At 38.3% G+C, this 12241-nt stretch carries 21 protein-coding genes; 8 read left to right on the top strand and 13 right to left on the bottom strand.

Features of this window, described 5'->3' with window-relative positions; translation table 11 throughout:
• Positions 1 to 23: 23 nt before the first annotated feature.
• From IEV36_RS01580 to IEV36_RS01540, 9 genes are read right to left on the bottom strand one after another with little or no spacing between them, the layout of a single operon-like run.
• On the bottom strand, positions 24 to 254 hold the full coding sequence (locus IEV36_RS01580) for a hypothetical protein (RefSeq protein WP_005257487.1): 231 nt from the start codon (positions 252 to 254) through the stop codon (positions 24 to 26).
• A 9-nt stretch (positions 255 to 263) separates the two neighbouring features.
• Complete coding sequence (locus tag IEV36_RS01575; protein WP_005257486.1) at positions 264 to 701, bottom strand: hypothetical protein; 438 nt, start codon at positions 699 to 701, stop codon at positions 264 to 266.
• Between the two features lie 4 nt (positions 702 to 705).
• Positions 706 to 1116 (bottom strand): DUF1064 domain-containing protein, encoded by a 411-nt coding sequence (locus IEV36_RS01570; RefSeq protein WP_032863894.1) that lies wholly within the window; start codon positions 1114 to 1116, stop codon positions 706 to 708.
• A gap of 7 nt (positions 1117 to 1123) precedes the next feature.
• The gene (locus tag IEV36_RS01565) at positions 1124 to 1987 is read right to left on the bottom strand and encodes a phosphoadenosine phosphosulfate reductase domain-containing protein (protein ID WP_005257484.1); all 864 of its coding nucleotides are present in this window, start codon (positions 1985 to 1987) and stop codon (positions 1124 to 1126) included.
• Positions 1984 to 2925, bottom strand: coding sequence for a helix-turn-helix domain-containing protein (locus tag IEV36_RS01560; RefSeq protein WP_005257483.1), 942 nt, complete (start codon positions 2923 to 2925; stop codon positions 1984 to 1986). Before IEV36_RS01560 ends, IEV36_RS01565 begins: the two co-directional genes overlap by 4 nt.
• Positions 2922 to 3140 (bottom strand): hypothetical protein, encoded by a 219-nt coding sequence (locus IEV36_RS01555; protein WP_005257482.1) that lies wholly within the window; start codon positions 3138 to 3140, stop codon positions 2922 to 2924. Before IEV36_RS01555 ends, IEV36_RS01560 begins: the two co-directional genes overlap by 4 nt.
• A complete protein-coding gene (locus tag IEV36_RS01550; RefSeq protein WP_005257480.1) occupies positions 3137 to 3460 on the bottom strand; it encodes an HAD family hydrolase in 324 nt (107 codons plus the stop codon). Before IEV36_RS01550 ends, IEV36_RS01555 begins: the two co-directional genes overlap by 4 nt.
• Before the next feature lie 18 nt (positions 3461 to 3478).
• Complete coding sequence (locus tag IEV36_RS01545) at positions 3479 to 3787, bottom strand: hypothetical protein (RefSeq protein WP_005257477.1); 309 nt, start codon at positions 3785 to 3787, stop codon at positions 3479 to 3481.
• A complete protein-coding gene (locus IEV36_RS01540; RefSeq protein ID WP_005257474.1) occupies positions 3775 to 3987 on the bottom strand; it encodes a hypothetical protein in 213 nt (70 codons plus the stop codon). The genes IEV36_RS01545 and IEV36_RS01540 overlap by 13 nt, the downstream gene beginning before the upstream one ends.
• Before the next feature lie 132 nt (positions 3988 to 4119).
• Between IEV36_RS01540 and IEV36_RS01535 the strand changes: the two genes are divergently transcribed.
• The 7 genes from IEV36_RS01535 (at position 4120) to IEV36_RS01505 (ending at position 8635) form a co-directional block, all read left to right on the top strand.
• Entirely contained in the window at positions 4120 to 4821 is a 702-nt protein-coding gene (locus IEV36_RS01535) for a LexA family protein (RefSeq protein WP_155757682.1), read from the top strand.
• A 188-nt stretch (positions 4822 to 5009) separates the two neighbouring features.
• Positions 5010 to 5465, top strand: coding sequence for a hypothetical protein (locus IEV36_RS01530; RefSeq protein WP_005257471.1), 456 nt, complete (start codon positions 5010 to 5012; stop codon positions 5463 to 5465).
• Between the two features lie 2 nt (positions 5466 to 5467).
• The gene (locus IEV36_RS01525; RefSeq protein WP_005257469.1) at positions 5468 to 5845 is read left to right on the top strand and encodes a hypothetical protein; all 378 of its coding nucleotides are present in this window, start codon (positions 5468 to 5470) and stop codon (positions 5843 to 5845) included.
• Positions 5846 to 5855: 10 nt separating this feature from the next.
• Positions 5856 to 6617 (top strand): ERF family protein, encoded by a 762-nt coding sequence (locus tag IEV36_RS01520; RefSeq protein ID WP_005257468.1) that lies wholly within the window; start codon positions 5856 to 5858, stop codon positions 6615 to 6617.
• 9 nt (positions 6618 to 6626) lie between these two features.
• A complete protein-coding gene (locus IEV36_RS01515; protein WP_005257466.1) occupies positions 6627 to 7709 on the top strand; it encodes a hypothetical protein in 1083 nt (360 codons plus the stop codon).
• A 224-nt stretch (positions 7710 to 7933) separates the two neighbouring features.
• Positions 7934 to 8290 carry a hypothetical protein gene (locus IEV36_RS01510; RefSeq protein WP_005257465.1) on the top strand — a complete coding sequence of 119 codons (357 nt, stop codon included), beginning with the start codon at positions 7934 to 7936 and terminating at the stop codon, positions 8288 to 8290.
• 75 nt (positions 8291 to 8365) lie between these two features.
• The gene (locus IEV36_RS01505) at positions 8366 to 8635 is read left to right on the top strand and encodes a pyocin activator PrtN family protein (protein ID WP_005257464.1); all 270 of its coding nucleotides are present in this window, start codon (positions 8366 to 8368) and stop codon (positions 8633 to 8635) included.
• Here IEV36_RS01505 and IEV36_RS01500 read toward each other — a convergent pair.
• A complete protein-coding gene (locus IEV36_RS01500; protein WP_005257462.1) occupies positions 8619 to 9770 on the bottom strand; it encodes a site-specific integrase in 1152 nt (383 codons plus the stop codon). The two genes, IEV36_RS01505 and IEV36_RS01500, sit on opposite strands and share 17 nt — an antisense overlap.
• 349 nt (positions 9771 to 10119) lie before the next feature.
• Here IEV36_RS01500 and IEV36_RS01495 point away from each other — a divergent pair, with 349 nt between their 5' ends.
• Positions 10120 to 10692 carry an RDD family protein gene (locus IEV36_RS01495; RefSeq protein ID WP_005257461.1) on the top strand — a complete coding sequence of 191 codons (573 nt, stop codon included), beginning with the start codon at positions 10120 to 10122 and terminating at the stop codon, positions 10690 to 10692.
• A gap of 93 nt (positions 10693 to 10785) precedes the next feature.
• On the opposite strand, the gene IEV36_RS01490 is transcribed toward IEV36_RS01495, so the two are convergent.
• From IEV36_RS01490 to IEV36_RS01480, 3 genes are all read right to left on the bottom strand, one after another.
• Entirely contained in the window at positions 10786 to 11364 is a 579-nt protein-coding gene (locus tag IEV36_RS01490; protein WP_005257458.1) for an isochorismatase family protein, read from the bottom strand.
• A 36-nt stretch (positions 11365 to 11400) separates the two neighbouring features.
• Positions 11401 to 11682: a hypothetical protein gene (locus IEV36_RS01485; RefSeq protein WP_005257456.1), complete on the bottom strand. Its 282-nt coding sequence runs from the start codon at positions 11680 to 11682 to the stop codon at positions 11401 to 11403.
• 185 nt (positions 11683 to 11867) lie between these two features.
• Entirely contained in the window at positions 11868 to 12080 is a 213-nt protein-coding gene (locus tag IEV36_RS01480; RefSeq protein ID WP_032863893.1) for a hypothetical protein, read from the bottom strand.
• Positions 12081 to 12241: the final 161 nt, after the last annotated feature.

The following is a 12241-nucleotide window of genomic DNA, read 5'->3' as shown; positions in this document are numbered from 1 at the left end:
TATGCCACAATCCGTCTAGACAGTCAATCCCACATAGCAAACTCTGAATAAATGGTTATTTTATAATGATTTTTCAGTGTTTCCTCAAGATGTAAACAGTCCTCTTGATTTAATTTGCTTGGATATAAAAGAAATACTGTCACATCTCCATCACTATTAAAATATGATGCATTTCCTAGAGTTTCTAACCAGTTTTTAATGTCTTTTTTATGCTCTTTATCAAGACCTTTGAATGGTAACTCTATTGATTTCATAATTCCAACTCAGTTTTTCAACCTTTTATCATGTCCTGCAATATAGAATCTAGCACAACTTACCATAATTGCAGCCTGAGCTTTAGATTGGTTTGTTTCTTGAGCAACTTTCCCTAAACCTTTATTCTCTACCTTGTTCTTGATCAAACACATAAGAGCAAACTTTGTAGTGAAGTCTGTATTTTCTGAATTTAATAAACTACGTAGCAAAGACTGTATCTGATCAGCTTCATAATCATTGATCTCACAACGAATGTAAGACTTGCCTTTTGGAATTTTCTTTCCTGCCTCACGCATCAACCAGTAAATTTGATTGATATGCAAACCATCGGGTAAATCCCCACTTTTCATGCGCACAGTTTCACACCAAGCACCGAACTGTTCTAACCATCCATCAATTGTGTACTTAGACCAGTCCATAGTTTTGTTTGTTGTGATTGCATTCATCTGTTCATACCTCTTTAATATCAATGCCGTGAACCGTTTTCATAAAGTGCTTTTTAGTGCGATAACTTGGTAACTTTCTAGTTGCTGCTGACTTCACATCTTCAACTATGTATTTATCCGCTATGTAGTATGTGAAATCAGCAAAATATCTAACTGCTGGCTTTGCCCGCTTCTCCCTCTCTAGTTTTGTTTTTGGTGCCAGTTCAAACTTAGTGTGATGATCTAGGCCGTGAATCTCTCCGCGTTGCTGCATAGCCTTGAGCTCGATGTACCTCTTGTACTCTTTTTTGCTGTCAAAGGTCATACCATCGCATTCGACCTTACTGGCATTGAACTTGTTGCGTTTAGCAGACTTAGGCTGACGAGACAGCTTAAGGATTTCTTCACGGTACTGGGCGATGGTCATTGAGGTCATAAACTAATTACACCAATGCTTCACATGATTCAGAACAAGATCCCGATTCATATCGTTTGCTGCTTCGTAATGCTTTGTACATTTCATCACGATCACGGTCTTTAAATGCTTCAACCACATCGCTCATATGTAAGCGTTTTCGATACATGCGATGGTGATTGTATTTACGACCTTCGGATCTAACGTCTGGACCTTCGGTTACACCGATCCATTTCATCGCCATTTCGGGTTCATCTTTTGCAGCAAGCGCTACTTTGTTTAATGTTTTTTTAATACAGAAAACGCAGTTACCAAGATGCTCAGTGATTGCTAAATCAAAAGGTTGTTGCTCCCACCAATCCAGAACATCATCTTTCTCAAATTCACAAATTTCTGCTAAATAACGAAACCCTTCTTTCTGGTGTTTCGCATCTTTATGTATTGGCAAATTTAATTTTTCTAATACCTCAATTGGTAATCGTGTTGGTTCATCAATTCGCATCCCAATCCAACGCTCAAAGTTTTTCCCGAAGGTTTCTGCGCAATATTTTTCAAATGGTTCAGTTTTCATTCTTGCGGTGCAGAAAGGAGTGTTGTAATACGGACTACCATACTTCTTAAGCATGTCTTTCCAAGGTTCTAAGTCCTGTTTTAAGTCATCAAGAGAAATGATTTTGTAGCTAACACCCTTCTTCATCTGCGGATTTACAACAACACGAAGGCAAACAAGATTAATTCCCCAATGCTTTACGATGTCTTTGATAAATTGATATGTAGCAGGATGTTCAGCTCCAGTATCCATAAATACAAAGTGAGCATCTGGATCTGATTTAAAAAGATGAACTAAGTAAGCTGAAGTACGTCCACCGCTAAAGCTGATAACTTTCTTCACGCTGCATTCCCCTTGTGTTCGTTGCTGATGTTGATCAGGTACTCAGCCCACTTTTTGAGGTTTTCAGGTTCTTTAAGCATTGACTCCAAACGCTTAGCCAGTTGCTCATAGCTTTCGTTGCCTTCCGAATATTTACCGAACTCAGGTAAACGGGATAACTTACTTGCAAAGAAATATCTTTGTTTGTCAGTCAAAGTATTCTTGGATTTAGCTGGTTGCTTCTGGGTTGGTTGAGATGAGTTTTTCAAACGATCCTGTTTTGCTTTCGCTTCAAGTAACCAGTTTGCAAAGTGGTAAATCATGAGTTCATCACACATGCTCTTTTCAGCATTGAATAATTCAAACGCTCTTAGCTCACGGTTGAACCAAGTCGATGAGATGATCTCGTTTGTATCGATCTCAGGATTTGCTTGAGCAATTTCCAAACTCAATTTTTTTGAACAAAGCCATTGGTTTTTATTTTTAGATTCTAATGGGAGGTTCTTTGGTAGATTCCGTGTCCCAACGTTGGGACTCTTTAACGGAATTGTTGGGACTCTTTCATGGAATTGTTGGAACTGTTCCACTGATGGAACTGTTCCATTGTTGGTACTCTTTAAATCCTCATTTTCATCATCAAAGAGTACCGTTGTTGGTACTGTTTCTCGGCCTTTAACACCGATCAAATTATAAACTTTTACCTGTTTTGTACGGCCTTTTCGCTCACCTGTATCAACAATCAAACCGTCCTCAATTAACTCATCTATAATTTTGAGTACAGTTTTACGATCCATCTCAGTATCTTCAACAAGACGGGCAATACTTGGATAGCAAACATGATCTTCACCAGCGCGATCTGCCAGTGAGAGTAAAACTAGCTTTTTAAGAGGCTTTAGTGCTCCACCCCTTTTCTGTTTCTGACGTGTTTTCCACGCCCAAATTGATGCATCTAAACTCATGCTGCACCACCTTGTTTATACTTTCTACGTCTATAGCGAACGTCATAACAAGCTTTGCAAGTTGCAGAATATTGCTTCACTTTTTTTCCGTTGCGGTTGGACCATTGAAACCAAAAGAATTCATCGTCCAATGGGTAATAATCTTGGCATTCGATACAGAGCTTTTCTGTTCCGAGCTCAGTTTCTATTTTTTTGGGTAATGGGATTACTGTCATTGTTCACCGTCCTGATCACCCATCTGGATAAATCGCCCAAAGCATTTAATCTTCCCAGCACGTTTAAGGCTTGCCACCACTTCCGATGCCTGCCATAAATTCATACCTTTCAAGTCATGCAGATGTTCAATAAACTCATCACGGGTTACTGCTGCCTGTTTTTCGTCACCATTGCGCTTACGTAAATTTGCACGGCGCTTATCCAGCATCTTTTCAAGTACTTCGAGAGATGGCGCATACCAAGACTGTGTAGCTTGGATTTGTTTCTGTTCTGCAAGCTGCTGCTTGTTTGATAATGTGCTGTTTGATATATTGGTCATGTTCTTTGGTTCCAAAAATTAATGAACACTGCTCAAAGCTCGATCTCGCACATCGGGCTTTTTGCTTATTTGGAATACAGAAAATAGATTTTTGAATACATTCATGTATTCGCTTGAATTCATTGTATTCTTTGATTTTTTCTTCGCTTCGCTTAAAGATTGACCCAAATCAACTTCAATCTTTAATTCAATGGCCTCTCTAATCCATTTCGCCCGATTACCTTCTGCCAAATCGTCAACTATCAATTTCACTTCAACAGGAACACGTGTTGTCATCGGCTCAAGTAATTTTTCACTAGGTTTAATTTGTGCATTTAAGTTCTGCATAGATGTACCTCTTTGTGTTGCTCTTGCTGGACTAGAGCATCAAGGGCACAACCTTTTTCATATTTCACACTTCGCTGTATCCCTTTACTAATTCTGGAAACTGAACTCTGTTCAATTCCACTTTTTTCACTAATGAACTGCTGGGTGTAGTTTCTAGAAAGCAAATAGTTAATTTTTTCTTGCAAGGTCAATTGCACCATTAAGAATCTCCAGTTATATGCACATTTACATTTTATGCAAACTTGCATAACTGTCAATGCAAATGTGAGTTATTTTAAAAAAATTATGATTATTTGCATAAAATAGTAATGCATTCCGATTGGTACTTATTTATGAGTCTTTTAAAATCGAACATCGAATACTTGTTAACTAAATTTGACACCAACCCGACTAAACTTGAGAAAAGCCATCCTGAAATTGAACAATCAACACTTTTTCGGATTCAGAATGGAATAACTAAAAATCCAAGATATTCAACTCTGGCACCCTTTGCTAAATGGGCAGGTGTTGATGTTGGTGACTTGTTTGAAAAAGACTTAAGTAAAGAAGATACAAGTAGAAAAACCAAAGAAATTAATTTTTCCAGTAACTTACAACCAGGTTACGCAAAATTAGCGCCTGTATTATCGTGGGTGCAAGCTGGTGAGTTTACGAATGTTGCTGCAGTTGATTTATCCCAAATAGAAGAATGGTTACCACTTCCAGATGAATGCACAAATTGCTTCTATCTTAAAGTTCAAGGGGTTAGTAATAGTCCGACATTCATTGAGGGAGATTATATTTTGGTGGATCCTGATGTGTATTATGGAGATATGCAGTCAGGAGATATCATCGTTGTTAGAAGATTTGATGATGCTACCTTTAAAAAGTTAGTCATTGAATCTGATAATTCTCGTTACTTACAAGCATTAAACCCAGACTTTAAACCTAACATTATTCCATTGGATGAACATTGTGTCTTTATTGGGGAGGTGGTGGATTCAATACGCTATATGTATAAATCAAGACGCAGATCGAAAACACGACATAGTTAAGAAAAAAATAGTACTAGCCCACTTTTATAGTGGGTTTTTTTATGCATTTTAAAAAAAATAATGCAAATATGCATAATTAAATATTGCATTAAATAATGCAAATATGCATAATTCTTCTCGTAGACGGCAAAAAGCCCCGAAAAATCTTGGCGGACTGGACGGGGCTCTTCACTTACATGAGGTTCATTATGGAACAAAATGTTTTAAATCACAACCGTAGCTACGTCTCTGGCAAGTCTTTGCTTAAAGGATGTGCTTTGGCGGCAATTACAGCTGGTACTTTATCGGGCGCTTATGCTCTTGTAACCAAGCCAGTTGATCTAGCCCCTGCTTACAACTATGCAAATACGCAATCTACATATGGCGTATTAGCAGTTCAAATTACTTCTGATAGCACTGGCCAAGCCGTAGTAAATCTTGATGGCTTCCGTGTGTACACAAGCTTTGATTTTAAGTTGGTACCAGATGATAACGGTCAACTTGGTAGCAATGACGAAGCTGTATTTATCTATAACTTGGCTGTTGACCGTGTCTTAACTCCAAGTGGCGGCAGTTATAACGATTTCACCAATGCTGACGACATCCGCAACATGATCTCAGTGATCACGGCCCATATCGAAAAAAACCGTATGGTTCGGGGGTGATCATGAACATTACTAAATATACCACCCCATTCCGCGAGTTCTTATTTAAAGATGCGCAAGGCTTTTACCACGTTCGCCTTGGTATGAAAAAAATCTTCATGGCCAAAGTTTCTTTGAACTATACGCCTGATTTCGATAATGACTTTTTTGGCGGTGCACAGGAATTGGCATTCGACTGGTACACAGTTCGAGTGAAGGACGATAAAGATTCTGAACCTCGTCAAATTACCACGGATGAACTGTCTATTCCTTGGGTTAAGCGTGAATTAAAACGTGCCATTAATGAACAACGTTCTAAGGAACGTAATGCACGTAACAGCCAAACATCACGTTATAGCGCAAACCAGCGCACCGCTTACCACAACGCACGATCTAATTAAGGGGATTGTCATGTCACAACAACAAAATCAGTCTGCTGAATTGGATGTGTTAAGCACCATTCAGCAAGAATTAAAAGCACCAAAGAGCAAATTCAACAAATTTGGTAACTTTCATTACCGCAGCCTTGAGGACATTCTTGAGGGCGTTAAACCATACTTAGCACAACACGGTGCAAGTCTGGTCCTTACAGATGAAGTTCAAGAGATCGGATCTGTTGTGGTCCTTACTGCCAAAGCTGTATTTACAGATGCTACTGGTAAACAAATAGTTGTAACTGCCCATGCTGGTGTAGACATCAATAAAAAAGGAATGGATGTTGCTCAAACTTTTGGTGCATCAAGTTCTTATGCTCGTAAATATGCATTAAATGGCTTATTCCTAATTGATGATACCCAAGATGCTGATACTGATGCCTACCAGCAACAAACTGGTGCACAAGGTCAAAATAACCAGCAAAGCAGAGGCCAAAATCAACAAAATGCGAATGGCCAGAATAACCAGCGCGGGAATTACCAACAAAACCAAAACACATCTCAGCAACAGAATCAGCTTGTTCAAAAGTCTATGGGCCAGCGTTTTCAAGATGCCTTGGTATCTATCAGCAAAGCGAATAAGCCCGCTACTTTAGAAAAGGCATTGAGTACGTTTAACGGCACTAATTTTTATGCCGGTATCAGAAAGGCATGCCAAGCACGTGCCGACCAACAAGGCTGGGAATTACCAATGCCTTCGCAAGTTCAAAATCAACAAAACAACCAGATGCATCACTAGGACACGGCTATGAATAATATTTTAAATGCCCAAGAGGCTTTTGCAGCTCTACAAAAAGGTAAAACAGTATTATGTCGTTACGCTGGTGATGGTGTTCTTCATGCAGATAAAGATTTCAGTACTCTGGACCAAATGCCAGCGACCGTTTTTGGTCTGCCTAATTATGAATTTTGCATTCAATTAGAAATGTTGGAATTGGCTGGGATTAAATTCACCAAGCCATGCACAATCGATGAACTAGAAAAAGGTCAAGAGATCTATGTCTGTATTTTCCCATGTGCTGAAATCCACAAGACTAAATTTAATAATAGCTCTGATGTGATGAATTTCATTCGTTGTGGTGTAGTCCAGCGTGACGAGGAAAATGCAAAACTTCAGATGCAGGCCTATCACACCTTTTTAGGTTTGGATCTAGCATTGCCAGTTAATGAAGTACCTGACACCAAGAAAAAACAGACAAGTAAACGCCCTACTGCAAAGGAAATCGAAGCGCATAAAGATGTAATTCTTGATGCCATCGCTACTTGTGTTGATGCCGATGAGGTTGAAACAGTTTGTTCTGGTATCGAACAGTTCGGTTTTAATGATGATCAAATTCAAGCTATCAATACTGCCAAGTCTGCAAAATTGGAATTATTAGCTGCATGCATTCCCGCTCTAACAGAATTAGAGCCAGAATCACCAGAAATCATCATCCCGAATGAAGGTGGACATTACTTTGACAAGGTAAAAGCAGAGACTGCAGCATGGAATGGCCAATTGCAAGAATTGCTCGCAAGACTTCCTGAGACTAAAACACCTGAGGAAGCTAATGCCCTCGTCCGCTATACAAAGTCATGGACAGAAGACCAACGTCAACCATTGTTACGCGCTATCAGCCGCCGCTTGCAAGAGTTCCAAAATACTCAATCTAAAGCTGAACCATCATTAATGGTGAAGATCCAGACTGCCCCAGATCTTACAACTTTGGATGCACTTGAAATAGATGTTGGCGGACTAGATCCGATTGCACAGCCAGACATGATGCGCATCGTTAATACCCGCCGCCTACAGCTTGAAAGTGCAGCCAACGATGAGGGCCAGGCATCTTGAAATTCAACTATTCCACCATCACCCGAACACTAACAGTGTTCGGGGGCAACATGGCGCACATTTTCGATAATGTGAATGAATCTGAAATTCTGGCCCACGTAGCCAATGCAAAGTTAAAAGAAGCCACCTGGAGAAAAATAAAGTGAAAATCACCAGTATTGAATTTAATTCAAATATTCAATGTCCTAAATGTGGAAGTAGTCTGATTTCATTTGGAGCAAACCATGCAGGCCCTGGCCTCCAAGCAGAATGTCGTAATTGCGGCCATTGTTGGAGCTGAATACATGAAAATTGAAAACCTATGGGCAGTAAATATTCCAGAAGAACCAGATTCAGAGCTTTTGCACCCAGTTCCTACCAAAAAGATTGGTAAGCAGTTGGTCCATCGACTTAAGAAAGAAGCTTTGCAGGTATTCCATACTGTAGGGCAATCAATTGCAGATGCGATCACTTTGGAAGAATGGAACGGATCTCAAGAAGATCACACTAAGTATCTTCAAGACAATAAAAATTGGTGGAATGACACAACGTTTTTGGAGAATGATGATGTAGAAGCAGCAAGGGGTGGAAATTATGATTGACTTTATAGGTGATGTAGAGCGTCAGTATGAGCACTATTGTGATCTTGCTGAAGATGTGTGTTTTGGAGGATAGATATGGGTATGCAGCTATCAACTGAAGATTACTTATTTATGAAGTATAGAGCCCTAGTTGTTCAGCTTGATGATGTTTGTCAAGACTACTATCCTCACCTCACTAAAAAAGTAGTTTATGAGCGTGCTAATAAACAGGAATTCCCTTTCCCTTGTTTTAGATTAGATGGAAGCCAAAAATCTCCCTACTTTGTACATATTAGTGAATTGGCTGTGATGATTAATAAACGCCATGAAATGGCATTAAAAGACTACGCTACGTTTCACCGATAAGATGTAGCACATCTTCAATCTGAGGCGTATCTTTCCGTTTTTTTACAGATACATATATTTGTAGACATTTCCATGATTCATGTAAACTGACTTGCTGCAACTGAGGTATTGTGAAACCCTGTTCAGCAAGTCGTGTGCATCCCTCATGACGCAGGTCGTGAAATTTTAAATCATCGATCCCTAGAAATTTACATGCCTTTCTAAATTCTGCTGCCAAAGTATTTACATTCACTGGGAAAAGTAGCTTGTCGCTATACCCTAATTCTAACATGCGATTTCTATACTCAGGACGTTTTGCGATTTCTATAATAGTCCTGCATGGATCAAGGACATTAAACTCTTTATTATTACCTCTTGAACCTCTCGGGTTTTTTAAGTCCTTAACAAGCCATGATTGGTTATAGCTATCATCGTCATCCAAATCCAATCTACAAATTTCGGAAATACGTCTGCAAGAAAAAATAGCAAACCACATTAGCAAGTGCATTGGGTAAGTATTAGCTATAGTTTTCTTTTTCCATTTCTCATAAAAATACTTAGTTAATTTTAGTAGTTCCTTAGCTGTAGGAAGTCTATCTCGCGATGAACTTATAACCAACTGTCTTGTTTTTCTCATCTGAGCAGTGACACGGTCGAATGTATTAAGGTCAACTGGTATATTCCACATAACCGATGCGTGTACCAACACACTTCTAATCACAAGCATTTCTGTTTGAACTGAAATAGGCTTGTTTGGTAGATAACCCAATTCTTCACATCCTCTCCTACGCAATTTAACATGATTGGATATTTGCTCTGAGGTAAGATTTTGAATTTTGCACTTCGCAAGTGGAAATTTTTTAAGCCGTTTCAAGGAAATTATTTTTGATCTGCAATAGACATTTTCAACCTCTTCAAGATATTTATCTATTGCTTGCTTTAACGTATAGTCAGCTGTAGCAATACCTTTATTCAATAATATTTCTGGATTTTGCTCAATCTCAGCTTCTCTTTTGATGAGCCAGTTTTTTGCTATCTTTTTAGATGTAAAGGTTTTGCTTTCCTTATATGATGGCAAGCCCTTACGATTGATGCGAATTTCGGCTCGGTATTTAACCGTACCATTGGCGCTTTCTCTTAATGTAACTGTACCCATTTTTTACACCTTAAACTGTCAAAACAATTGTGGCGTAAATCAAGGCGTAAAAAAACTTATAAAAAAAGCAATAAAGAGCAAAACCAAGTGCAATAAAGCTAAATAAAAATTATCATAATTATATGTTTTTTATGCTAATTTATAAAAACCATTGATATATAAAGATTTTACGTATTATAGATATTAATCATGGAGTAAAATTACGCTGAAATAAGAGAATATTTAGAACCGCTCGAAAGAGCGGTTTTTTTAGATAAACGTATTGCTTAATATCAAAGCAAGTCTATTAAAAAATATTGATTTAATTATAATTTTCCATATTAACTTATAATATTATTTTGAGGGGAAAATGGATTTCTTACCAATTGAAATAGATAATCACAAAGTCTATGCAGGATTTTGGAAACGTCTAGCCGCTGCTATTATGGACTCACTATTAATGATTCCTCTAATGTTTATCGTCCATATTACTCAAAGTATATCGATAACCAGCTCAATGATCACATTAGTTGTTTCAAGCTTATTATTTTCTGCTTATGTCATTTACTTCCATTACCGATTTGGAGCTACTCTCGGAAAAATGGCGGTTGGTATAAAAATCACATGTCCTGATGGAACTCAGATTAACCTTAAACAAGCTTTATTAAGATCTTCCGTCGAGATCTGTCTTTCTTTGATCGCAGTTACAGCTCAACTTATTGCATTGAAATATGCTGATCCAGAAATATACTTAAATGCAGGTTTTACTGATCGAGCTAAATACATTCTTCTTTTATATCCAGCTTGGTATAGCTTGGTGAGTACCCTAAGCCAAATTTGGTGGTGGAGTGAATTTATTGTTTTACTTTTTAATAAAAGAAAACGGGCTATTCATGACTTTATGGCAGGTACAGTAGTCATAAAAAAAGCATATGCAAAATAAGAATTTGTAAGCTATTGAGTGATATTAACTTTAAAGAGTCAATAAATGGACGAATGATAATCTGTTAATTTTAATTTTTTCATCTGCTTATGTTTAATAATCGTTGCTTTTGATAAAACCCACCTCATCCACTGATGCACAAATCATAATCTCATCACCCAGCGACCACTCGGCTGCTCTAGCCGCCATAGCAGCTGGTACAGCTTCCGATCCTGGTCCTGCGGGAACATCATATGTGGCATGGGCATCATGTGGTAACAACACTGCATAACCTCGTGTTAAGGCAGCACGTGCTGTTGCAGCCACACACATTTCTGATAAAACACCACAGATGACTAAAGACTGAACTCTAAGATCATCTAAAATGTGCTGGAGTGATGTTCCCTCAAAACCATTGTCCTCACTTTTTCGTACCACGAACTCATGAGGCTCAGGAGCAAAGAATAACTCCCAACCCACTTGATAAGGCTCATCTGCCGTCCCAACTTCTCCGTCATTTTGCAGAAAAATTATTGGTGCGTGCACAGCCCTCGCCTTAGTAATTAAAGTACCAATTGAAACAATCAATTGCTCGGATGCAGGTACGGCATCTGCACCTGATACAAAAGCTTTTTGCATATCAACGATAATTAAAGCGTCTATAGAGCTCTGTGGATTTGAAATAGCAATCACCTGTGAATGGAACTCGGTTTAGGCTTTGAGTTTATCTTATTTATTATTCACATCAATTCTAAAAATCTTCCCGTTACAGACCAGAACTGTATAAATTTGCATATCAATTTCATATACATACTCTGTTGCCTCACATGAGCGACGTCCTTCTCTGTGAATAAAATATCTCGGGTAAGATTTTCCCATTTTTCTCAGCAAGTCGCTTTCTCGATCCCCCACATTAACCAGCTCACCAGAGGAGCGCATTGAGTTCGTTTCTCTAGCAGAAACCGATGTTGATATTAGAATTGAAAGCACTGCAAGTATGATATATTTCATTGTTATAAGCCTTTCTTATTAATCGATATAATTTATCAAATGGTTAAAATAAAGTCATTAGCAAACTATTTAACGGTTGCTTAGAGCAGCGGACTCATAATCCGTTAATCCAAAGGCCACCTCAGCCTCTCCTCAAACTCTATGATTTAAGGAGATGGTAGATTTCGATCTTGAGTTACCTTGATTTAGAAACTAATGCTGTACTTGCTCTTATATTCCGCATGCTCTGGTACATTGTGTATGTCCTGATCTGTCATTATTCCATGCTCAGGCACTTTGAAAGTGTTGTGTGCCTCATTTTTAGGCACAATCGGTGGTTTGGTATTGGCGTCATAATTTATTGAGGAACAACCAGCTAATCCTAGTCCCAATATTCCTGCAAGCAATAATTTTGTCATGAATCCCACCAATTACTATAAAAATCACATAATTTAGCAAATCGTTTAAATCATGTCTCATGACTAATATTTATGAAGCGCTTTACCTAAAAGACCGAAATATTGCAAACCAAGCAATTTTTAAAAGCAGTTTTCTTGTGATTTTTTATTATCATTCTATT

Source organism: Acinetobacter vivianii (assembly GCF_014635885.1).
GTDB lineage: Bacteria > Pseudomonadota > Gammaproteobacteria > Pseudomonadales > Moraxellaceae > Acinetobacter > Acinetobacter vivianii.
This window is presented reverse-complemented; position numbering and strand designations above follow the sequence as displayed.

What these genes read in the sequence shown, in the direction of transcription:
- IEV36_RS01580 (WP_005257487.1), bottom strand. Translation starts at nt 254, where the DNA reads ATGAAATCAATAGAGTTACCATTCAAAGGTCTTGATAAAGAGCATAAA.
- IEV36_RS01575 (WP_005257486.1), bottom strand. Translation starts at nt 701, where the DNA reads ATGAATGCAATCACAACAAACAAAACTATGGACTGGTCTAAGTACACA.
- IEV36_RS01570 (WP_032863894.1), bottom strand. Translation starts at nt 1,116, where the DNA reads ATGACCTCAATGACCATCGCCCAGTACCGTGAAGAAATCCTTAAGCTG.
- IEV36_RS01560 (WP_005257483.1), bottom strand. Translation starts at nt 2,925, where the DNA reads ATGAGTTTAGATGCATCAATTTGGGCGTGGAAAACACGTCAGAAACAG.
- IEV36_RS01555 (WP_005257482.1), bottom strand. Translation starts at nt 3,140, where the DNA reads ATGACAGTAATCCCATTACCCAAAAAAATAGAAACTGAGCTCGGAACA.
- IEV36_RS01550 (WP_005257480.1), bottom strand. Translation starts at nt 3,460, where the DNA reads ATGACCAATATATCAAACAGCACATTATCAAACAAGCAGCAGCTTGCA.
- IEV36_RS01545 (WP_005257477.1), bottom strand. Translation starts at nt 3,787, where the DNA reads ATGCAGAACTTAAATGCACAAATTAAACCTAGTGAAAAATTACTTGAG.
- IEV36_RS01540 (WP_005257474.1), bottom strand. Translation starts at nt 3,987, where the DNA reads ATGGTGCAATTGACCTTGCAAGAAAAAATTAACTATTTGCTTTCTAGA.
- IEV36_RS01535 (WP_155757682.1), top strand. Translation starts at nt 4,120, where the DNA reads ATGAGTCTTTTAAAATCGAACATCGAATACTTGTTAACTAAATTTGAC.
- IEV36_RS01530 (WP_005257471.1), top strand. Translation starts at nt 5,010, where the DNA reads ATGGAACAAAATGTTTTAAATCACAACCGTAGCTACGTCTCTGGCAAG.
- IEV36_RS01525 (WP_005257469.1), top strand. Translation starts at nt 5,468, where the DNA reads ATGAACATTACTAAATATACCACCCCATTCCGCGAGTTCTTATTTAAA.
- IEV36_RS01520 (WP_005257468.1), top strand. Translation starts at nt 5,856, where the DNA reads ATGTCACAACAACAAAATCAGTCTGCTGAATTGGATGTGTTAAGCACC.
- IEV36_RS01515 (WP_005257466.1), top strand. Translation starts at nt 6,627, where the DNA reads ATGAATAATATTTTAAATGCCCAAGAGGCTTTTGCAGCTCTACAAAAA.
- IEV36_RS01510 (WP_005257465.1), top strand. Translation starts at nt 7,934, where the DNA reads ATGCAGGCCCTGGCCTCCAAGCAGAATGTCGTAATTGCGGCCATTGTT.
- IEV36_RS01505 (WP_005257464.1), top strand. Translation starts at nt 8,366, where the DNA reads ATGGGTATGCAGCTATCAACTGAAGATTACTTATTTATGAAGTATAGA.
- IEV36_RS01500 (WP_005257462.1), bottom strand. Translation starts at nt 9,770, where the DNA reads ATGGGTACAGTTACATTAAGAGAAAGCGCCAATGGTACGGTTAAATAC.
- IEV36_RS01495 (WP_005257461.1), top strand. Translation starts at nt 10,120, where the DNA reads ATGGATTTCTTACCAATTGAAATAGATAATCACAAAGTCTATGCAGGA.
- IEV36_RS01485 (WP_005257456.1), bottom strand. Translation starts at nt 11,682, where the DNA reads ATGAAATATATCATACTTGCAGTGCTTTCAATTCTAATATCAACATCG.
- IEV36_RS01480 (WP_032863893.1), bottom strand. Translation starts at nt 12,080, where the DNA reads ATGACAAAATTATTGCTTGCAGGAATATTGGGACTAGGATTAGCTGGT.